General features: G+C 59.4%; 19 protein-coding genes. 9 read left to right on the plus strand and 10 right to left on the minus strand.

Annotated features, from left to right (window positions below; all coding sequences use genetic code 11):
- Positions 1-27: 27 nt before the first annotated feature.
- Both F8N44_RS09485 and F8N44_RS09490 read right to left on the minus strand, forming a co-directional pair.
- A complete protein-coding gene (locus F8N44_RS09485; RefSeq protein ID WP_150650124.1) occupies positions 28-1,329 on the minus strand; it encodes a serine/threonine transporter in 1,302 nt (433 codons plus the stop codon).
- Between the two features lie 86 nt (positions 1,330-1,415).
- Positions 1,416-2,792 (minus strand): L-serine ammonia-lyase, encoded by a 1,377-nt coding sequence (locus tag F8N44_RS09490; protein ID WP_150650125.1) that lies wholly within the window; start codon positions 2,790-2,792, stop codon positions 1,416-1,418.
- 135 nt (positions 2,793-2,927) lie between these two features.
- On the opposite strand from F8N44_RS09490, the gene F8N44_RS09495 reads away from it, so the two are divergent.
- Complete coding sequence (locus F8N44_RS09495; protein ID WP_007914183.1) at positions 2,928-3,875, plus strand: LysR substrate-binding domain-containing protein; 948 nt, start codon at positions 2,928-2,930, stop codon at positions 3,873-3,875.
- Positions 3,876-4,075: 200 nt separating this feature from the next.
- Positions 4,076-4,480 carry an HPF/RaiA family ribosome-associated protein gene (locus tag F8N44_RS09500; protein WP_150650126.1) on the plus strand — a complete coding sequence of 135 codons (405 nt, stop codon included), beginning with the start codon at positions 4,076-4,078 and terminating at the stop codon, positions 4,478-4,480.
- Positions 4,481-4,734: 254 nt separating this feature from the next.
- On the opposite strand, the gene F8N44_RS09505 is transcribed toward F8N44_RS09500, so the two are convergent.
- The 4 genes from F8N44_RS09505 to F8N44_RS09520 all read right to left on the minus strand — a co-directional run bounded on the left by F8N44_RS09505 (position 4,735) and on the right by F8N44_RS09520 (position 9,278).
- Positions 4,735-5,103: an endonuclease domain-containing protein gene (locus F8N44_RS09505; RefSeq protein WP_150650127.1), complete on the minus strand. Its 369-nt coding sequence runs from the start codon at positions 5,101-5,103 to the stop codon at positions 4,735-4,737.
- A 245-nt stretch (positions 5,104-5,348) separates the two neighbouring features.
- Positions 5,349-7,682, minus strand: a complete 2,334-nt coding sequence (gene fecA / locus F8N44_RS09510; protein ID WP_150650128.1) for a TonB-dependent Fe(3+) dicitrate receptor FecA — start codon at positions 7,680-7,682, stop codon at positions 5,349-5,351.
- 178 nt (positions 7,683-7,860) lie between these two features.
- Positions 7,861-8,793, minus strand: coding sequence for a DUF4880 domain-containing protein (locus F8N44_RS09515; protein WP_150650129.1), 933 nt, complete (start codon positions 8,791-8,793; stop codon positions 7,861-7,863).
- Positions 8,790-9,278 carry a sigma-70 family RNA polymerase sigma factor gene (locus F8N44_RS09520; RefSeq protein WP_150650130.1) on the minus strand — a complete coding sequence of 163 codons (489 nt, stop codon included), beginning with the start codon at positions 9,276-9,278 and terminating at the stop codon, positions 8,790-8,792. The genes F8N44_RS09515 and F8N44_RS09520 overlap by 4 nt, the downstream gene beginning before the upstream one ends.
- A gap of 188 nt (positions 9,279-9,466) precedes the next feature.
- Here F8N44_RS09520 and F8N44_RS09525 point away from each other — a divergent pair, with 188 nt between their 5' ends.
- From F8N44_RS09525 to F8N44_RS09550, 6 genes are all read left to right on the plus strand, one after another.
- Complete coding sequence (locus F8N44_RS09525; RefSeq protein ID WP_016986986.1) at positions 9,467-9,772, plus strand: DUF3649 domain-containing protein; 306 nt, start codon at positions 9,467-9,469, stop codon at positions 9,770-9,772.
- Positions 9,769-11,355, plus strand: coding sequence for a PepSY-associated TM helix domain-containing protein (locus F8N44_RS09530; RefSeq protein ID WP_150650131.1), 1,587 nt, complete (start codon positions 9,769-9,771; stop codon positions 11,353-11,355). The genes F8N44_RS09525 and F8N44_RS09530 overlap by 4 nt, the downstream gene beginning before the upstream one ends.
- On the plus strand, positions 11,355-11,681 hold the full coding sequence (locus tag F8N44_RS09535) for a DUF3325 domain-containing protein (RefSeq protein WP_150650132.1): 327 nt from the start codon (positions 11,355-11,357) through the stop codon (positions 11,679-11,681). Before F8N44_RS09530 ends, F8N44_RS09535 begins: the two co-directional genes overlap by 1 nt.
- A 1-nt stretch (position 11,682) precedes the next feature.
- Positions 11,683-12,249 carry an RNA polymerase sigma factor gene (locus F8N44_RS09540; RefSeq protein WP_150650133.1) on the plus strand — a complete coding sequence of 189 codons (567 nt, stop codon included), beginning with the start codon at positions 11,683-11,685 and terminating at the stop codon, positions 12,247-12,249.
- Positions 12,246-13,235, plus strand: a complete 990-nt coding sequence (locus F8N44_RS09545; protein WP_150650134.1) for a FecR family protein — start codon at positions 12,246-12,248, stop codon at positions 13,233-13,235. The genes F8N44_RS09540 and F8N44_RS09545 overlap by 4 nt, the downstream gene beginning before the upstream one ends.
- 198 nt (positions 13,236-13,433) lie before the next feature.
- Entirely contained in the window at positions 13,434-15,863 is a 2,430-nt protein-coding gene (locus F8N44_RS09550) for a TonB-dependent siderophore receptor (protein ID WP_150650135.1), read from the plus strand.
- Between the two features lie 329 nt (positions 15,864-16,192).
- On the opposite strand, the gene F8N44_RS09560 is transcribed toward F8N44_RS09550, so the two are convergent.
- Positions 16,193-17,068, minus strand: coding sequence for a helix-turn-helix domain-containing protein (locus F8N44_RS09560; protein WP_150650137.1), 876 nt, complete (start codon positions 17,066-17,068; stop codon positions 16,193-16,195).
- Positions 17,069-17,207: 139 nt separating this feature from the next.
- Between F8N44_RS09560 and F8N44_RS09565 the strand changes: the two genes are divergently transcribed.
- A complete protein-coding gene (locus tag F8N44_RS09565) occupies positions 17,208-18,110 on the plus strand; it encodes a DMT family transporter (RefSeq protein WP_150650138.1) in 903 nt (300 codons plus the stop codon).
- 19 nt (positions 18,111-18,129) lie between these two features.
- Here F8N44_RS09565 and F8N44_RS09570 read toward each other — a convergent pair whose 3' ends face one another.
- The 3 genes from F8N44_RS09570 to F8N44_RS09580 form a co-directional block, all read right to left on the minus strand.
- A complete protein-coding gene (locus tag F8N44_RS09570) occupies positions 18,130-18,639 on the minus strand; it encodes a DUF2165 family protein (protein WP_150650139.1) in 510 nt (169 codons plus the stop codon).
- A gap of 147 nt (positions 18,640-18,786) precedes the next feature.
- A complete protein-coding gene (locus F8N44_RS09575) occupies positions 18,787-19,761 on the minus strand; it encodes a 2-hydroxyacid dehydrogenase (RefSeq protein ID WP_150650140.1) in 975 nt (324 codons plus the stop codon).
- 853 nt (positions 19,762-20,614) lie between these two features.
- Positions 20,615-20,989, minus strand: a complete 375-nt coding sequence (locus F8N44_RS09580) for a DUF6124 family protein (RefSeq protein WP_150650141.1) — start codon at positions 20,987-20,989, stop codon at positions 20,615-20,617.
- Between the last annotated feature and the right edge of the window lie 289 nt (positions 20,990-21,278).

Below are 21,278 nucleotides of genomic sequence, written 5' to 3' on the forward strand. Positions count from 1 at the left end.
CGGCTCGCCTTTTTTAATGGCGCGTTTTCAGGGCAGAACCGAGTAGATGATCGCTGACAGTGCAATCAGGCCGATCAGCACCACAAACACGTTGGACACCTGGCCCGAATACTGGCGCAAGGCTGGCACGCGGCGGATGGCGTACATCGGCATCAAGAACAGCAGACAGGCAATCACTGGCCCACCGAAAGCCTCGATCATCCCGAGGATGCTCGGGTTGAATGTTGCCACGGCCCAGCAGCTGAGAATCATGAACACGGCGGTTGTGCGGTTCAGCCAGCTCGCCGACATCACCCGGCCACGGCTGCGCAGGCTTTTCACGATCATGCCCTGAAAGCCTTCGCTAGCGCCGATGTAGTGGCCGAGGAAGGATTTGGTGATCGCCACCAGTGCAATCAGCGGCGCGGCGTAAGCGATGACCGGCGTCTGGAAGTGGTTGGCCAGGTACGACAGGATCGAAATGTTCTGCGCCTTCGCCGCTGCCAGATCCGCCGGCGACAATGCCAACACGCAGCTGAAGCAGAAGAACATTACCGTGACGACCATCATGCCGTGGGCCATGGCGAGGATGCCGCTGCTTTTGCGTTCGGCCTGCTCGCCGTAGCGTTGTTTTTGATCAACCGCAAACGCGGAGATGATCGGCGAATGGTTGAACGAGAACACCATCACCGGGATCGCCAGCCACAATGTCTTGAGGAACACTGACATCGGCATCGCTTCTTGAGCGCTGGCGAAAAACGCGCCGTTCCAGTTCGGAATCAGGCTGAGCGCCAGCAGCAGCAACGCGGCGACGAATGGATACACCAACACGCTCATGGCTTTGACGATCACGCTCTGCCCACAGCGCACAATCGCCATCAAACCGAGGATCAGCACCAGCGAGAGAATCGCCCGTGGTGGCGGGGCGATGTGCAATTGGTGCTCGAGAAAGCTGCTCAGGGTGTTGGTCAGCGCCACGCTGTACACCAGCAGGATCGGGAAGATCGCAAAGAAATACAGCAGCGTGATCAGCTTGCCGGCGCCGATGCCGAAGTGTTCTTCGACCACTTCGGTGATGTCCCCGGAGCGACCAGACAGTACGAAGCGGGTCAGGCCTCGGTGGGCGAAGAAGGTCATCGGAAACGCCAGCACGGCGAGAATCAACAACGGCCAGAAACCGCCCACGCCGGCGTTGATCGGCAAAAATAACGTGCCGGCACCAATAGCGGTGCCGTACAGGCCGAGCATCCAGGTGGTGTCGAATTTACTCCAGCCCTTGTGGGCCGTTTCTGCATTGCATGTGCGATCTACAGCGGGATTTTCGGCAGCAGGTGTACGTACATCGGTCATCGGTATCGCCTCGTTATTATTTTTGCTCGGGCTCACGGTTGGCAGACCATCGGGTGCGGTCTGCCGGGGCGGTCAGGGAATGCGCGTCAGCACTCCACCCAGCTCACAGCCAGGCCACCCCGTGAAGTCTCTTTGTATTTGTCGTGCATGTCGGCGCCGGTATCGCGCATGGTGCGGATCACCCGGTCGAGGGAAATGAAGTGTTTGCCGTCGCCGCGCAGGGCCATTTGCGTGGCGTTGATCGCTTTCACGGCGGCGATGGCATTGCGCTCGATGCACGGCACCTGTACGAGGCCGCCGACCGGGTCACAGGTCAGGCCGAGGTTGTGTTCCAGGCCGATCTCGGCAGCGTTCTCCAGTTGCTCCGGAGTGGCGCCGAGTACGTCGGCCAGGCCGGCAGCGGCCATCGCGCAGGCCGAACCGACTTCACCTTGGCAGCCAACTTCAGCGCCGGAGATCGAGGCATTTTTCTTACACAGAATGCCGACGGCGGCCGCACCGAGGAAGAAAGCGACGACATCATCGTCAGACGCGTCCGGGTTGAATTTCATGTAGTAGTGCAGAACGGCCGGGATGATCCCCGCAGCACCGTTGGTCGGCGCGGTGACCATGCGCCCGCCAGCGGCGTTTTCTTCATTGACGGCGAGGGCGAACAGGTTGACCCACTCCATTGCCGACAGCGTCGAACTGATCACGTTCGGCTTGCCGATTTCCAACAGGCTGCGATGCAGTTTCGCTGCACGACGTGGCACATTCAGACCACCGGGCAGAATGCCTTCGTGGCGCAGGCCTTGTTCGACGCATTCACGCATCACCGACCAGATGTGCAGCAGGCCCTGACGGATTTCGGCGTCAGTGCGCCAGGCGCGCTCGTTGGCCATCATCAGTTCGGACACGCGCAGGTTGTGCTGTTTGCACAGCGACAACAGTTCGGCTGCGCTGGAGAAATCATATGGCAACACCACATCACCGGCCGGCGCCACACCGGACTCGGCTTCCGCCGCTTCGATGATGAAACCGCCGCCCACCGAGTAGTACGTCTGCATGAACAGCTCGGCATTTTCGCCAAAGGCTGTCAGCGACATGGCGTTGGGATGGTAGGGCAGGCTCTCGTCCAGCAGCAGGAGATCACGCTGCCAGTCGAAGGCAATTTCTCTTTGCCCGGCGAGGCACAGTTGGCCTGTCTCGCGCAGTTGCTGGATGCGTGGATCGATGGTCGACGGATCAATGCTGTCCGGCCATTCACCCATCAGGCCCATGACGGTGGCGCGGTCAGTGGCATGACCGACGCCCGTCGCGGACAGCGAACCGTATAAATGGATTTCCACACGGCGCACATCGTTCAACAGATGCTCATCGATCAGCGCCTGAGCGAAGGTTGCCGCCGCACGCATCGGGCCGACGGTGTGGGAACTGGACGGGCCGATGCCGACTTTGAATAGATCGAAAACACTGATAGCCATGCTAAACCCTTACAGGCAATGGAGTAGGAATCGCTGCCATTTTTTGTAGGACAAGCGCAATGTCGGCGATACTGCCTACCTCGGTCCTACGTGACTAACGAAACTTCCTAAGTAAGCCTTTAGCAGGACTAAACGATGAGTCGTCAATTGCATGCTCAGACCTATGTCTGGCTGCAGGTGTTTTCCTGTGCCGCGCGGCACCTGTCGTTCACCCGTTGTGCCGAGGAACTGCACATCACCCCGGGAGCTGTTAGCCAGCAGATCCGCCAGTTGGAGGAACGCCTCGGGTTTCGCCTGTTTCATCGGCGCGCGCGCGGTGTGGAATTGAGTGCAGAAGGGCAGCGGCTGGCCATTACCGTCAATGAGGCGTATGGCAGCATCGATGCGGAATTGCGTCGACTCGATGCCGGAATGATAAGCGGGATTTTGCGCGTGCGCTCGATTCCGTCGTTCCTCAGCAAGTGGCTGACGCCGCGCTTGCCACGCCTGCAGCAGCGCTATCCGGACATTCAGTTACGATTGGTCGCCGAGGACAGCAGCGTGCCTTTGCACGAAGGCGACTTTGATCTGGCAATCGATCTGAACGACGGCAGTTACCCGGGATTGTTATCCACAGCCTTGCTCGACGAGCAGATTTTCCCGGTGTGTGCGCCGAGCCTGTTGCGTGGGCGGCCGCCACTGCATGGCCCGGCGGATCTGGTGCATTTTCCGTTGCTGCACGACATCACCGCCTGGCGTGGCAGTTATGAATACGCGGAGTGGGAGTTCTATTTAAACGCGATCGGCTTTGAAGGCGCCGACGTACGGCGTGGACATACCTTCAACCGCAATCACCTGACCATCGAAGCGGCGATTGCCGGCATGGGTGTGGCGATTGCCCGCCGCACCTTGCTTAACGATGAGCTGGAGCGGGGGACGTTGATTGTGCCATTTGGCCTGTCGGTGCCCAATCACAAGCGCTACGTGTTGCTGTATGCGCCGGGGGCCTTGAGCCATCCGGGCGTACGGGCTGTACATGATTGGCTGGTCGAGGAGGCGGGGATATTTCGTAGCTTGCACCCGTTGAACGACGGGCAGTTGTGAGCAAATTTTGCAGGGTTGCGAGGCGACCCAACTCCCGACCTTACCAGTGCTTTGCTCGGTTGTCCGGCTTTTTTTGCGAATGAATATTTATCTTTTTTCAGGGGTTGAAATGTTCGCCGGTCGGGCCGATTGTTGTAACCAGGAGGTCAGGAAATTCAACTCAAGACCTCTCACGAGCTAGCTGAAATAAGGGATGAACTATGCAAATCCAAGTCAACAGCGATAACCATATTCAAAGTAGTCAACGACTGGAGGAGTGGGTACGTACAACCATTGAGAGCACGCTCGAACGTTATGAAGAAGACCTGACCCGTGTCGAAGTCCATCTGGCCGATGAGAACGGTGACAAACCAGGTCCCCATGACATGCGCTGCCAACTGGAAGCGCGGCCAAAAGGCCATCAACCGATTTCCGTGACTCATAAGGCCGATTCGCTGGAGCTAGCGATCGACGGCGCTGCCGAAAAACTCGAGCATGCACTGGAGCACCTTTTCGGCAAACTGCGAGGTAAACCCCGTGCCGCGGTGGTTCCATTTAGCAAGGCGAATGACGCTCTGCTGGAGGAAGAATTTCTTGAGAACGAACAGGCAGCGATCAACAGTTGATGCGCTGATTTTATAAGCCACCCAATGAAAACGGGCCTGCGAATGCAGGCCCGTTTTTGTTTGTAGCAGAAAAGCCCCTCACCCCAGCCCTCTCCTGGAGGGAGAGGGAGCCGACCGAGGTGTCTTGCGAGGTACATCAACCTGAGAGACCGAGTCGGTTATGGATTCAGCCCAATAATTTCAGGTCGATGTATTTCTGAAGCATCCCCCAATCAGTCCCCTCTCCCTCTGGGCGGTCCGACGTTTCGGGAGGGTTAGGGTGAGGGCATTTTTCGATTCGCCGCAATTCTTATGATCTGCTCTAGCACATCGTCCATCTGCTGCATCACCTCCAGATTAGTGAAACGCACGACTTCAATGCCTTTTTGATGGAGATAGCGTGTCCGGCGCTGGTCATGAATCAATCCCGCTGTTTCAAAATGCTGCCCACCGTCCAGCTCAATCGCCAATTTCAGCTCCGCACAGTAAAAATCCAGCACGTAAGGCGGACAGGGAAACTGCCGACGAAATTTCAGATTGGCGACTTGGCGTGAGCGGAGTTTTTGCCAGAGCAGGTGTTCGCAGTCGGTTTGATTGACGCGGAGCTGGCGGGCGAATTGGGCGATGGTGGGGCGGGTTTGCATGCTTCACGATCCTTGTGAAGTTGGTTTGAAGTTTTACTTTAGACCATGACCCGCGGACCCTCACCCCAGCCCTCTCCCAGAGGGAGAGGGGGCCGACCGAGTTGTGATACGTGATACATCGACCTGAAATACCGAGTCGATTATGGATTCGGCAAAGCAGAACCAAGTCGGCATACCTCGCAAGCATCCCGCAATCAGTCCCCTCTCCCTTTGGGAGAGGGCTAGGGTGAGGGGCTTCTCAATCCTCAGAACGCTACAGAAGTCTGCACATAAACCGTGCGCGGTTCCCCGACATACTTGCCCTTGTTGTTGTCATCAAACGAACGCGTGAAGTACTGCGTGTTGAAAATGTTCTTTACGCCCACCGCCACATTCAGATCCGATAACTGTGGCCCAAAGTCATACCCCGCACGACTGCTGAACAGCATGTAGCCGGGGATCTTGCCGGTGCTGCCATCGGCGCTTTCCTTCGAAGTGTTGGCGTTATCGGCGAACTGGTCGCTCTGGAAGCTGCTGTCCAGATTCAACTTCCACGGGCCTTCGGTGTAGCCGACGCCAATCGTGCCTTTGTGTTTCGACGAGAACGGTACGCGATTACCCTTGTTCGGTCCGTCTTCGCGGATGGTCGCGTCGACATAAGCGTAAGTGGCGTAGATATCGAAACCGGCGAGCGCCGGGCTCAAGTCATCCAGCGCGTAGTTGACGCTAGTCTCGATCCCTTGATGGCGGGTTTCGCCACGGGCGATCACCGAATCGTTGGTCTGATTACTTTCGTACTGGTTATCGAAGTTGATCAGGAATGCGCCGATCTCTGCACGCAACGCACCGTTGTCATAGCGCGTGCCGAGTTCCCAGGTGCGCGCCTTTTCCGGTTTCACTTCGCCGCTGGTTACGCGGTTGGGCATCTGGCTGTATTGCACGCTGCCGAACGAGCCTTCGGTGTTGGCGTAGAGGTTCCAGCTGTCAGTCAGGTGATAAAGCACGTTCAACGCCGGCAGTGCGGTGTTGTAGTCGCCTTTGTATTTGACGTTGGTCAGGTTGTTGGTCTGCTGCGATTCGATCATCTCGTAGCGCACGCCCGGGGTGATCGTCCATTTACCGATGTCGATGCGGTCGTCGACGAAGAACGCATTGGCCTCGGTGCCGCCACGGGTGTCGCGGTCATTGCGGCTGCTGGTGGTCGGGTATTCGTTGCTGCTGATCGGCGTGCGATAGCGCAGTTCGTGACCAGCCTCGTTGATGTAGCGGTAGCCGACGCCGACTTCATGGCTGGTCGGGCCGAGGTCGAAGCCTTGAGCGAAACGGGTTTCCAGACCGCGCACCCAATACTCGCGCGGCGACAGCGAAAGGAACGTGCCCTGATCGAGATAACCGCTGCGCAGGGTCTTGGTGAAGAAGGTGTTGGCGGTGAATTCGCGGCGATCTTCCTGATAGCGATAGCCGAAATTGAACATCGTGCGCCGGCCCCAGAACTGGTCTTTCGGGCGGGTCGATTGATAAGGATCGGCGTCGTAATCCGCGACGTTCAAACCGCCGGGCATGTCGGCTTTGCCTTCGTAATACTGGGCCATGGCGTTGAAGCTGTTGGCTTCGTCGAGCTGGTATTTGCCCTTGAGGATCAGGTCGTCGATCTCGGTGTCGCTGTGCTCACGCCAGTCGCCGCCGCGCGTCCCGGAGTAGAGCAACGCGCCGCCCAGACCATTTTCGTTCGTGCCGCCGGCCAGCAGGTTGGCGCTGGTCTTGAAGCCGTCGTGGCTCGACGATGGGCTGGTTTCAGTCTGGAAGCCGCCCTTGACCGTTGGCTCGTCGGGGATCGCCCGGGTCACGAAGTTGACCACGCCACCGACGTTCTGCGGGCCATACCGCACTGCGCCACCGCCACGCACCACGTCCACGGCATCCATGTTGCCCATGCTGATCGGCGCGAACGATAACTGCGGCTGGCCATAGGGCGCGAACGGCACCGGAATGCCGTCCATCAACACGGTCGAGCGCGCGGCCAGTCGCGGGTTCAAGCCACGGATTCCGAAATTCAACGCCATGTCGTGGCTACCGGTGCCGTTGTTTTCCGGAGCGTTGACGCCGGGGATGCGATTGAGTACATCCCGCGCCTGAGTGGCGCCCTGGCGTTCGAACTCTTCGCGACGGATCACATCACGGGCACCTGGATGTTCGAAGACATTGATTTGCGCAGCATCGCCGAGCCAGTCGCCGACGACTGTCGAGGTATCCAGTTCCAGCGCGGCATCCGCCACCGGTTGCAGGCTGAACGCATTGTTGCCCTCGGCGCGCGCTTGCAGACCGGAGCCTTCAAGAAGCGCATTCAAACCTTGCTCGGGCGTGTAGCTGCCTTCCAGGCCACGGCTTTGCACGCCGCTGGTGAGTTGCGAACCAAACGAAATCAGCACGCCTGCTTCACGACCAAACTGGTTGAGGGCGTTCTCCAGCGACGACGGCGCGATGTGATAAGCCTTGGCATCAGCGGCCAGCGCGGCGGGCAGGGCACTGAAACTCAGGCTGGCGCCGAGGACAAGATTGCGCAGGGTACGAGCCAGTGGCGTGAGGCGGGTGGAGTGCATGTCGGATGATCCTGAGAAGGTTGAATCAAGGGGGCTTTCCTTCTCTGTCACGCCAGATCTGAAAAACGGCTCATTTATTTTTCAAAATCAAAAGATCGCAGCCTTCGGCAGCTCCTACATTTGGAATGCATATCTTCTGTAGGAGCTGCCGAAGGCTGCGATCTTCTGATCTTGCTCCTTAAACCCGCGCTTCGACGCTCACCCAGTAACGGGTAAAGCGCTTCACCTTCACCGGCAAACTGATTTCCAGCAGATCGAGAATCCGCTCGCTGTCGTCCAGCGGGTAAGTCCCGGAGATCAGCAGGTCGGCGACGTTCTTGGCGCAATTGAGTTGGCCGCGACGATAGCGGCCGAGTTCATCGAGGAAGTCGCTCAGGCACATATGCGCGGCCACCAGCATGCCGTCAGCCCAAGCGCCGCTGTTGGCATCCAGCGGTTTGGCTTCGCTGACGGAGGTCGAGGTGAAACTCAGTTGCCGTGCACGCGGCAGCAGCATCGGCGCGCGTCCATTGCTGCTCAGTTCGACGCGGCCTTCAAACAGCGCAACCTGCGTGCGATCGGCAAATTGGCGCACATTGAGACGTGCGCTGTGAGTTTTCAGAGTGCCTTGGGCCGTGCGCACTTCGAAAGATTGCGCGGCAGTCAGGAGGATTTCGCCTTCGAGCAAACGGATCAGACGCGCCGAGACATCCACATCGGCGGCACTGGCTGTGTTGAGCTGCAACTGATCGCCGGCACCAAGCGCGACCTTGCGCCGTTGCCCGATCGGGCTGCGGTAGTCGGCAAGCAGCGACGGTAGCGGATTGTGCTCGCGCATGCCCCAAGTGACAGCCGAGCCGGCGCCGAGAATCAGCAGCAGCTTGAGTGCCTGACGACGACTGCCGGACTTCGGTCCGTTCAACGCCGCGTGTACCAGCGGCGAAGACACACCGCGCAAGCGCTGGTTGACCCGCTGAATATGCTCCCACGCCCGCCGGTGCTCGCTGTGCGCGTCCAGCCACTGTTGCATTGCCAATTGCTGGCGTGGCGACAGTGCGCCCTGCTGCATTTCCATCAGCCAGTGCACCGCCTGCTCGGCAACCTGGGAGGAAAAATCCGGCGCTCGGTTCATAGGGCGAAGTAGCAGCGCATCGCTGCTTTGTTCAAATGCCGTTTAACCGTGGCCACGGAAATGCCCAGTTCGGCGGCAATCTGTGGATAAGTCAGGCCATCGACCTGCGCCAGCAAAAAGGCGCGTTTGACCTGACGCGGCAAACCGTCGAGCAACTCGTCCAGCTCCATCAGGGTTTGCAGGATGATCGCTTTGTCTTCTTCCGACGGCGCGACCATTTCCGGTATCTGCGCGAGGGTGTCGAGATAGGCGCGCTCCAGATCCTGACGGCGGTAGTGATTGAACAGAACGCGCTTGGCGAGTGTGGTGAGGAAGGCACGCGGTTCGATGATTACCGATGGCTCGCGGGCGGTGAGCACTTTGATGAACGTGTCCTGCGCCAGATCCGCCGCGTTGTCCGGGCAGCCGAGCTTGCGCCGCAGCCAGCTGGTCAGCCAGCTGTGGTGGGCCTGATAGAGCGATTCGACGGGATGGGCGGACGACAACGGTGGACTCCGGGCGCTTTCTTGACGCGGTAGAGAGTACGTTAGAGAACAAGAACTGTTCGCATTGTAGTGGTCGAGATACGTCACCGGCAATCAGATGCTTTTGCGTATGAGAATATTTATCATTAATATTGCTCGTCTGTAGGTTCGGCTGATCGGCCGGACGTTTTTCGTTTCAGGGTCGAAACATGAAAGGCAAACTCGCCACACTTCCCATGTCCTATCGTCTGGCCGTCACTTCTCGGGTGCTGGCGGCGGTGTTCGGCGGCTATCTCGTCGCGGCGCTGGCCAGTGTCACCCTGACGCTGTGGCTGCCGTTGAGCCGCGCCGAAGCGGTGGTGACCGGCATGACCATTTCCTTTCTGGTCTACCTGGTGGCGGTGCTCTGGTGTTTTGCCTGCCGCACGGCGTGGTCGGCCTGGGTTGGCTTGCTGGTGCCGAGCGTGATTCTGGCGACCATCTCCGGTGCGGCGCGTGGGCTGGGGCTGGCATGAAAGAGGGCTTTCGTCAGGCGATGGCCTGGCTGCACACCTGGACCGGACTGCTGTTCGGCTGGTTGCTGTTCGCGATTTTTCTGACCGGCACGCTGGCCTATTTCAAAGATGAAATCAGCCACTGGATGCAGCCGGAAATCCCTGCTCGATCGGTGAGTGCCGAGACCAGCCTGACGCTGGCCCAGGATTATCTGCAACAACACGCGGCGGGCGCTTCGCGCTGGCTGATCGATCTGCCCGATGCCCGTGATCCCGGCATGACCGTGCGTTGGCAGCCTGCGCCGGCGAAGCCAGGCGAGCGCGGGCGTTTCGAAGCGAAAACCCTCGATGCGCAAACCGGTGCTGAAGTGCAGGGGCGCGAAAGCATGGGCGGTGAATTTTTCTACCGTTTCCACTTCCAGCTGCAAATGCCTTATCCGTGGGGCCGTTGGCTGGCGACCATTGCGGCCATGGTGATGTTCGTTGCGCTGATCACCGGGATCATCACCCACAAGAAAATCTTCAAGGACTTCTTCACCTTCCGCCCGCGCAAGGGCCAGCGCTCCTGGCTCGATGGGCATAACGCGGTGGGCGTGCTGGTGTTGCCGTTTCACTTGATGATCACCTACAGCAGCCTGGTGATTTTCATGTCGATGGTCATGCCAGCGAGCATCGTCGCGTCTTACGGCAGTGACGTGCGCAAGTTCTATGACGAGGTTTTCCCGGCGTCGAAAACCCCGGAACGCGCTGATATCGCTGCGCCGCTGGCGGCGATGGCGCCGCTGTTGAGCAAGGCCAGCGAGCAATGGTCGGGCGGCCACACCGCGCGTCTGTCCGTGAGCAATCCGGGGGATGCCAACGCCACGGTGGTGCTGGCCCGTGCCGGCGACAGTGTCGTGCATGATTTCGGTAGGGCCGTGACCTTCAATGGTGTGACCGGAGTAATGCTCGGCAGCACACCGGAGCAGCCGGTAGCAATGGCGGTAGGTGGCGCGTTCTATGGTTTGCACATGGGCAACTTTGCTGGCCCGGTGTTGCGCTGGCTGTACTTCATCTGCGGGCTGGCGGGTACGGCAATGATCGGCACCGGGCTGGTGATCTGGCTCGGTAAGCGTCAGCTCAAACATGCCAAGAGCGGTGTGATGCCGTTCGAATTGCGGCTGGTGGAAGTGCTGAATATCGCCAGCATGGCCGGGCTGGTGTCGGCGGTCGCGGTGTTCTTTCTGGCCAATCGTCTATTGCCGGTGAGCCTCGCCGGGCGCGCAGATTGGGAAGTGAACGCGTTCTTCCTGGCCTGGGGATTGAGTGTGCTGCACGCGATGTTACGGCCGGGGCGCAAGGCCTGGGTTGAACAGCTTGTGCTCGGCGCGGCGCTGTATGTCGCGGTGCCGCTGATCAATGCGCTGACCACTCCCTGGAATCTGGGCGTCACGCTCAAGCACGGCGATTGGGCATTGGCCGGATTTGATCTGACTTGCCTGGCAACTGGTCTGTTTCTGGCTTGGGCCGCGTGGAAAATGCAGCGCGCCGACAGCATGGTCGGCGTGAAAAAAGCACCACGCGAAAAGGCTCGGCCGATCACCCTTGAGCAAGGGGCGAACTGATGCTGTTGGCACTGTTGCTCACCTACGCAGGATTCACGGCGTTGTGCCTGTCGATGCCTCGGCACCACGATGAATTGCTCGGCGAAAAACTTTCAACCTCGCGTCGACAGGGACTGAAAATCGGTGGCTCGCTCTTGCTGTGCCTGTCGCTGTGGGCTGCCGTTTCGGCGAACGGCTGGAGCTTCGGCCTGGTCGACTGGTTCGCCGTGCTGATGCTCAGCGCCCTGGCTTTGGTATTGCTGCTGCCGTATCGCCCGCGTCTGGCATTGGCACTGGCTGGCGTCAGTCTATTGGCCAGCCCGGTCGCCGCATGGGCGCAGTGCTGAAGTGCTGATCGGTCTGCCGCCGGAATCCCGCGACGACGAGCCGCGCGGGGCGCGTGCGCATTTTCTCCAGGTTTTTCTGTCCCAGCGTTCGCAAATGGAAGCGCTGGTGAGCCGGCGCGTCGGTTGCCGGGCGACGGCGGCGGATCTGGTTCAGGATTTATTCTTGCGTTTCTGGCGGCGGCCGCTGGTGCAGGTCGAAGAGCTCAGCACCTATCTGCTGCGCTGCGCCGGCAACATTGCCATCGATCATCTGCGCAGCGAAGGCACGCGCACGCGCGTCAACGAGGGCTGGCAACCGGACGCACCGGACAGCCACGGCAGCGAACCGCAAGCGGCGCTGGAAGCGGGCAATGATCTGCGCCATGTCGAAGCGGCGTTGCGTGCGTTGCCCGAACGCACCCGGCAGATCTTTTTGCTCAATCGCATTCACGGTCGCAAGTACGCGGAAATCGCCAAGGCCATGGGCCTGTCCCAAAGTGCCGTGGAAAAACATATGATGCGCGCCCTCGAGGCCTGCAAGGCCTGCCTGCGCGAACCCGCGCCACGCCTGCCAGGGAAAGCACCGTGAAGCCATCCGATTCCACCACCCCGACGCCCGCGCAAGAGCAGGCTGCGCTTGCCTGGCTGAGCCTGTTGCACGATCGGCCCAGCGCCGGCGATCAACTGACCTTCAGTCAATGGCTGCGCGCCGATCCGGCGCATGCCGAAGCGTATGCGCAGGCACAAGTGCTCTGGGAGTTGAGCGAAAGCCCGGCGCGAACGCTGGCCGATGAAGAAGCTGTGGCGTTGCAGGGCTATCTCGATGCGATGGATCGCCCGCGCCGTCCGCAGGTTTTACGTTGGTCGGGGGCGCTGGCAATGGCGGCGTGTCTGTTGTTGATGGTCAGCCTCGGCACCGGCTGGCAGCCGCAGCGCTGGATCGATGATCTGGGCGCCGATTATGTCTCGGCGCCCGGCGAGATCCGTACGGTGACGCTGGCCGATCAGTCGCAAGTGACACTGGATGCCGACAGTGCGATTGCCGTGGATTTCAGTCGTGGCGAGCGACATGTGCAGTTGCGCCGAGGTGCCGGTTTCTTCAGCGTCACCCATACCGGGGATCCGTTTGTGGTCGCGGCGGAGCAGGGCGAGGCGCGGGTGCTCGGCACACAGTTCGAAGTGCGACTGCAGCCTCACGGTGCGCAGGTCACGGTGTTGTCCGGGCGCGTTGGCGTGACGGCGGATCGCGAGGGTGAGCAGCAGATTCTCACGGCCGGTCAGCAAGTCGCTTACGGCGAAGGTTCGGCGCAAAAGCTTCACGCGGTGGACAGCGAAGCGCAGTTGGCCTGGCGTCAGGGCTGGCTGACTTATTACAAGTCGACACTGGCGGATGTGGTGGAGGATTTGCGGCGTTATTACCCGGGGCGGATTGTATTGCTCAACGATGAGCTGGCGGCGCGCAAGGTCAGTGGCAGTTTTCCGAGCAGGGATCCGCAGGCGGTGCTCAGCTCCCTGCAAGGGGTGATGGGGTTTGAGCAACATCAGGTGTTGGGGCATCTGATAATTTTGCGTTGAGGCAAAGTCAAAAGATCGCAGCCTTCGGCAGCTCCTACAGGGATCGCATTCCAATGTAGGAGCTGCCGAAGGCTGCGATCTTTTGATCTGCAAAAATATTTTCAGATTTGTGGTGAGGTAAACCCGAGCCCCATCCGTGTAGTGACTGAAACTGCGAGTCATTCGTATCCGTTGCGGTTCTACACAGGTCATTGAGCAATGAAGTCCAGGGCAATATCGGGTTCGGTCAAACAATGGTTAGGCGTGTCGGCACTGAGCTTTTCGGCATTGGCGTTGTTGCCGATGAGCGTCGCGCTCGCCGCTGAAACCGTCAGCAACCAGGCGCAAAAGCAGTTCAACTTTTCCCTGGCCGCCAAACCGCTGCCGCAAGCCTTGAGCGACTTCAGCCGCGTCACCGGGCAGAGCGTGGTCTACACCGACGAAGCGTCTTACGGCCTCACCGCGCCGGCAGTCAATGGCCAGATGAGTGCCGAACAGGCACTGCAACGCTTGCTCAGTGGCTCTGGCCTCAACTTCCGCCGCACCGATAGCCACACGCTGGCGCTGGAGCCCAAACCCACCGAAGGCGCACTGAACCTCGGCGCCACGACCATCACCTCGCTGCGCGATGAATCGATGAGCTACCAGCCGCCGGAAACCAGTTCGGTGATGCGTTCCTCAGCTTCGCTGCAGGAAGTCCCGCAGACCGTCAACGTCATCCCGGCGCAGGTCATCCGCGATCAGGCGCCGCGCAATCTGGATGATGCACTGGCCAATGTCAGCGGCATCACCCAGGGCAATACCTTGGGCAGCACTCAGGATTCGATGATGACGCGCGGTTTCGGTGACAACCGCAACGGCTCGATCATGCGCGACGGCATGCCGATCGTGCAGGGGCGCGGCATGAACGCCACCGTCGATCGTGTTGAAGTGCTCAAAGGCCCGGCCTCGTTGCTGTACGGCATTCAAGACCCGGGTGGCGTGGTCAACCTGGTCAGCAAGAAGCCTGAGCTGACGCAATACAATGCGTTGACCCTGCGTGGCTCGACTTACGGTGACGGCAAAAATGGCAGCGGCGGCACCTTCGACAGCACCGGCCCGCTGGGCGATTCCGGGCTGGCCTATCGCATGGTGCTCGACCACGAAGACGAAGATTACTGGCGCAACTTCGGCACCCACCGCGAAACCCTGATTGCGCCGTCGCTGGCCTGGTTCGGCGAAAGCACCAAGCTGTTGTTCGCCTACGAGCACCGCGAATTTCTCACCCCGTTCGACCGTGGCACGCTGATCGATCCGCGCACCAATCACCCGTTGGACATCTCGCGCAAGGAACGCCTCGACGAGCCGTTCAACAACATGGAAGGCCGCTCGGATCTTTATCACTTTGAAGCCGACCACGACCTCAACGACGACTGGAAAGCGCACTTCGGCTACAGCTGGAACCGCGAAACCTACGACGCCAGCCAGGTCCGTGTGACGGCTATCGACACCAACAAGGGCACGCTGACCCGCAGCATGGACGGCACACAGAACGCGATCAGCACCGACCGTTTCACCACCGCCAGTCTTGAAGGCAAGGTCAAGGTGCTGGGCATGCAGCATGATCTGGTGTTCGGCGTTGATGACGAGTACCGCAAGATCTACCGCGAGGATTTGATCCGGCAGAAAAGCCTGACCACCTTCAGCTACCTCAATCCGGTGTATGGCCGCGAAGTCGCCGGCACCACCGTCAGCGCCCCCGACAGCGCGCAGACCGATGAACTGCGCAGTGATTCGGTGTTCATGCAGGACTCGATTCACCTCAACGACCAGTGGATTCTGGTCGCAGGCGGGCGTTTGCAGGAGTACGACCAGTACGCCGGCAAAGGCGTGCCGTTCAAGGCCAACACCGACAGCAACGGGCAGAAATGGGTACCGCGCGCCGGTCTGGTGTATCGCTACACCGATACCCTGTCGTTTTACGGCAGCTACACCGAATCGTTCAAACCCAACTCGACCATCGCCCCGCTGAGCGGTAGCAGCACGGTGCTCGACGGCAGCATCGCGCCGGAAGAAGCCAAGTCATGGGAACTTGGCGCACGGCTGGATATGCCGGGGCGTGTGACCGGCAACATCGCGTTGTTCGACATCAAGAAGCGCAACGTGCTGGTGGCCAACTCTGAAGGCCCGACGACGATTTACAGCGCGGCCGGTGAGGTGCGTTCGCGCGGTCTGGAAATGGACCTCACGGGTCAACTGACGGACCACTGGAGCATGATCGGCAGCTACGCCTACACCGATGCCGAAGTGACTGAAGACCCGGAGTACAAAGGCAAGCGCCTGCAAAACGTGGCGAAGAATTCCGGCTCGTTGTCGGCGGTGTATGACTTTGGCAGCGTGATCGGCGGCGACCAGTTGCGCGTGGGTGCCGGAGCGCGTTATGTCGGTGAACGGGCGGGTAACGCGGTGAATGATTTCGATCTGCCGAGCTATACCGTCGCCGATGCGTTTGCCACTTACGACACTCGGGTCGAAGGGCAGAAGGTCAAGTTTCAGCTCAATGTGAAGAACCTGTTTGATCGCACGTATTACACCTCGGCGGCGAGCCGGTTCTTTGTGTCGATGGGCGATTCGCGGCAGGTTTCGCTGTCGAGCACTTTGGAGTTCTAGGGCAAGATCAAAAGCCCCTCACCCTAACCCTCTCCCCGAGGGAGAGGGGACTGACCGGGGGATATTGGAGAGCTCCGCCGACGTGATCGATCTTTACCGAATCCATAATCGACTCGGTCATTCAGGTCGATGTACAACGCCAGACACCTCGGTCGGCTCCCTCTCTTTGGGGGAGAGGGGACTGACCGTGGGATATTCCAGAGGTACACCGACTTGAACGTGATGCTTTGAATCCATAATCGATTCGGTGTTTCAGGTCGACGTAAAGCGCCAGACACCTCGGTCGGCCCCCTCTCCCTCCGGGAGAGGGCTGGGGTGAGGGGAAAGGCTCAACGCAAAAACGCCTGCCGATACTCCCCCGGCGTCCCCCCCAAAACCTGCTTGAACCGATTAGTGAAATGACTCGCGCTGGCAAACCCGCACGCCAGCGCAATCTCACCCAACGGCAACGCCGTCCCGCGCAGCAACTCCCGCGCCCGGCTCAAGCGTCGCGCCAGCAGGTATTGATGCGGCGGCAGACCGAAGCTCGTACGGAACATCCGCGCAAAGTGGTATTCCGATAACGCACACAATCTGGCCAGTTGACCGAGGCTTATCGGCTCGGCCAATTGAGTGTCGATGAACTCCACCAATTGCCGCCGCTGGTGTGGCGCCAATCCACCCTTCAAACGCAAACCCTGACGCGCGCCGACCTGGCTGAGCAAGGTGTGGCTGATCAATTCATGGGCGAGGCTGCTGGTCAGCAAGCGTTCGGCGGGTTCGTCCCAGTTCAGGCTCAGCAGCTGCCGAAAGCGCTGCGCCTGTTGCGGGTCTTCGAGAAAGGTTTGCTCGCGCAGCTGCATTTCCCGCGGTTCGCGATCCAGCAGCGTGACGCAACCGAGGGCGAATTGTTCAGCGCTGAAATACAAGTGTGCGAGACGGATATCGCCGTTGATCACCCAGCCCGACTCATGATCGGCGGGCAGGATGCACAGCTTGTCTGGCCCGCCTTTTTGTCCGGGTTGCCCGCGCCGAAAGGTGCCGGTGCCACCGGCGATGTAACAGGACAACGTGTGGTGGCTCGGCGCTGCGTATTCCTGCGCATCGTGGTGGTTGGTCCACAAAGCCGCAGACAAGCCGTCACCGAGCTCGGCGCTGTGCACAAGGCGTGCGTTCGGCGAGCTGTTCAACGCTTGAAAGACTTGCAGGGTATCGATGGCGGCCATGAGCGGTTCTCTTCAACGCCTTGCATCCTACTCCGTAGACGTCGAGCTGCCAGCCTGCCACCCGACAAAAGCGCAAGAATCTGCAAGCGCGCAACGCCCGCCCGGGCAGACACTCAAGGCCTATCGAGGAGTGTGTGCCATGAACCTGTCGTTGTATTTGCTGACCGTGCTGATCTGGGGCACGACGTGGATTGCCCTGAAATGGCAACTGGGTGTGGTGGCGATTCCCGTATCGATCGTCTACCGCTTCGGCCTCGCCGCGCTGCTGCTGTTTGCGCTGTTGCTGCTCAGCCGGCGCCTGCAACCGATGAACCGCCGTGGGCATCTGATCTGCGTGGCTCAGGGTTTGTGTCTGTTCTGCGTCAACTTCATGTGCTTCCTGACCGCCAGTCAATGGATCCCCAGTGGACTGGTCGCGGTAGTATTTTCGACCGCAACGCTGTGGAACGCGCTGAATGCGCGGGTGTTCTTCGGCCAGCGCATCGCGCGCAATGTGCTGATGGGTGGTGCATTGGGCCTGTTTGGCCTGGGCATGCTGTTCTGGCCGGAACTGGCCGGGCATCAGGCCAGCCCGCAAACATTGCTCGGTCTCGGCCTGGCGTTGTGCGGCACGTTGTGTTTCTCGGCGGGCAACATGCTCTCGAGTCTGCAGCAGAAGGCCGGTCTCAAGCCGCTGACCACCAACGCCTGGGGCATGGCCTATGGCGCGGCGATGCTGTCGGTGTGGTGCCTGGTCAAGGGCATTCCGTTCGACATGGATTGGAGCCCGCATTATGTCGGTGCGTTGCTGTATTTGGTTATCCCTGGTTCGGTGATCGGTTTCACTGCGTATCTGACGCTGGTCGGGCGCATGGGCCCGGAGCGCGCGGCTTACTGCACCGTGCTGTTTCCGGTGGTGGCGCTGAACGTCTCGGCATTTGCTGAAGGTTATCAGTGGACAGCGCCGGCACTGGTCGGACTGGTGTTAGTGATGCTGGGCAATGTACTGGTGTTTCGTAAGCCGAAAACGATGGTGGCGCCGGCACAGGGAAAGTTGGCTTGAAATAAACGAGCGCTGAACTTCAGCGCTCGACTTTCAATGTGATGTAAATCATCACCGGGAAGATGAAATCAACGATATGTCGCGCCCAATCTTTGGCATTCCATGATTGCGAAGTGTCCATATCAAACCATTCCACACCCACGGTTTGCAGGCACACGTAGTAAATGAAAATGGCTGCCAATATGCCCATGATCGAGAACTTTTTTGCTTCGTGGAATAACTCGGCGGAAGCATCGATGTGGCGATATAACTGATAGGTGCCTATCAGGCACAGCACGGTATACGTGACTTCCAGCGTGATGATGAACCAGTAGATCCGGTGATGGATCATCGGTGATTCAATGGCCCGATACTTGATGGATTCACTGGCGGTGGTGGTGTCCATGCTCAGGATGTGCGCCACGTAAGTGTAGTTTGAATTGTAGTCGGTAAAGTTGTGGATCATCACCAGTACGCCAAAGAAGCTGATGTAAGCCATCAATATGACTTTGCTGTAACGAATGAGTTTGTCGGTTGTCAGGGTGTTCAAGGTATTGGCTCTCCATAGCGTTTGTCGATTATTCGACAGGCGGGCAGAGCTTATAATGCTGTTGTTTGATTGGCTTTATTGTTCAATTTCAAGTTGTGTAAGGCATAACTAACGGGCAAGTGCGATAGCTCACTTGCCCGTGTTTTTTTATCCGCGCCAGACTTGCGGGTTCACCAGATCCTGCGGGCGTTCGCCGAGCAGGGCGCTGCGCAGATTGGCCAGTGCACGATTGGCCATGGCTTCTCGGGTTTCATTCGTCGCGGAGCCGATGTGCGGCAGGGTTACGGCGTTACTCAATTGGAACAGCGGCGACTCGGCCAGCGGTTCTTTTTCGTACACATCAAGGCCGGCGCCACGAATGCGCTTGTTTTGCAGGGCTTCGATCAGGGCCGGTTCATCGACTACCGGACCGCGAGAGATGTTGACGAGGATTGCATTTGGCTTCATCAGGGCCAGTTCGCGGTGGCTGATCAGGTGGCGGGTCTTGTCGCTGAGTGGCACGACCAGGCAGACGAAATCGGCTTCGGCGAGCAGTTGATCGAGGCTGCGAAATTGCGCGCCGAGTTCTTGTTCCAGGTCGGTCTTGCGGCTGTTGCCGCTGTAGATGATCGGCATGTTGAAACCGAAGCGGCCACGGCGGGCGACGGCGGCGCCGATGTTGCCCATGCCGACAATGCCGAGGGTTTTGCCGTGGACGTCACAACCGAACAGTGGCGCGCCGACGCTGGCTTGCCATTGGCCGGCCTTGGTCCAGGCGTCGAGTTCGGCGACGCGGCGGGCGCTGCTCATGATCAGGGCGAAGGCGAGGTCGGCGGTGCTTTCGGTGAGCACATCCGGGGTGTTGGTGAGCATGATCCCGCGTTGGTTGAAGTAGTCGAGGTCGTAGTTGTCGTAGCCGACGGAGACGCTGGAGACCACTTCGAGTTTTGTGGCGGTTTCGAGTTGCGCCTGGCCGAGTTTGCGGCCGACGCCGATGAGGCCGTGGGCGTGGGGCAGGGCTTCGTTGAATTGGGCGTTGATGTCGCCGGCTTTTGGGTTGGGGACGATGACGTCGAACTCTTGTTGCAGGCGTTCGATCATGGGCGGGGTGATGCGGCTGAAGGCCAGGACAGTTTTTTTCATCGTTTTTGGCTCTTGTTCGGGCTTGATACCTAGCAAGCTAACATTTTTGTTTTGGGGTGTCTTGGCGGCCTTTGGGCCGACCATGTTGTGGTTGTTCGGGGTGTATATCCGTTTCTTCGGTAACGGCGGCTTAGGGTTTCGCCCTTACGGCGACTCACTTTTTTGACAAACGCCTCAAAAAAGTAAGCAAAAAAACGCTTGCTCCTACGTGCGGCCCGCTCGCTGGGGCTCGGGGTTCCTTCGCTCCGGGATCGATCCGGGCGCAGCGCCTACGGTTTGCTTCGCTGCACCTCCTCTCGCTGTGTTTGGCTTCGCCAAACGGTCGCTGCGCTCCCACGCCCGGATCAATCCCTCCACTCAGCCTTCCGACGTCGCCCTACAGATCAAGAGCTGCAGCCGAGCTAACGCTCATCCTGTTGAGTGGTGAAGAGCGGGTGTTCGGCTTTGGGGTTGTGGTGGGTTTGCCCCTCACCCCAGCCCTCTCCCGAGGGAGAGGGAGTCGATTTTTGGGCTTTTCAAAGTCTGAGTTCGACTCGGTATCGCACGTCGGCCTAGCTCTTCCAAACCCCTCGATCAGTCCCCTCTCCCTACGGGCGGTCTGACGTTTCGGGAGGGCTAGGGTGAGGGGCTTTTGATCTGTTTCAGAATTTGAGTTCAACACGGTATCGCACGTCGGCGTAGTCCTGCCAAACACCTCGATCAGTCCCCTCTCCCTCCGGGAGAGGGTTAGGGTGAGGGGCTTTTGATTTATTTCTGAATTTGAGTTCGACTCGGTATTTCACGTCGGCGTAGTTCTCCCAAGCACCTCGATCAGTCCCCTCTCCCTTTGGGAGAGGGTTAGGGTGAGGGGCTGTTAGCTGTGTGGCGGAGGTTGCGGGATTTCGTGGTTATCCAGCACTCGATTCACCGCCAGTTCAGCCAGCATGATGATCTGCTGAATCGCCAGAATCGTCCGTCGTTGCGGCAGGTCGATGTAGGCGGCGATATCGCTGGTCATGAGGCTGGCCTGGGCCAGTGATTCGCAGGCGTGAACCAGCAGGCTTTCGCTGTCCTGTTCCGGGGCGACCTGGAACATGGTGCTGGGTTTGTGGAAGCGCAGGGTTAACGCGTTGGGTTTGAGGTAGTGATCGAGGGCGCGTTCGGCGGCTTCGTGGAATTTCTTCGAGCCGGGGAATTCGTAGGGGGTGGTGTCGTCGGTTTCGGGTGGATTAGGCGTTGGTTTGATCATGGTGAAACTCCATTCGGGATGTGGAGTTCGTCACACACTGCGACCAAGCAGTAGGGTGGCGAACTGTACGCGGGTTGGTCGACCAGGGAATGGAAACCCGGCAGGGCCAAAGCCCTCCCACGCACAGTTCGCCATTAAGCAAGCTGAAAAAGTGCGCCATTCTAAACCCGGACGACCAAGTCCGGTCGCTGATTCGTCAGCGACACCCAAATCCTAGCCACCGCACTTCCGACGGACAACCGTCAAAACCTGTCGGAAACATCCGCGAAATCGCCGTTTCTGTAGGCTC

The organism is Pseudomonas fluorescens (assembly GCF_902497745.1).
Taxonomy (GTDB): domain Bacteria; phylum Pseudomonadota; class Gammaproteobacteria; order Pseudomonadales; family Pseudomonadaceae; genus Aquipseudomonas; species Aquipseudomonas fluorescens_BM.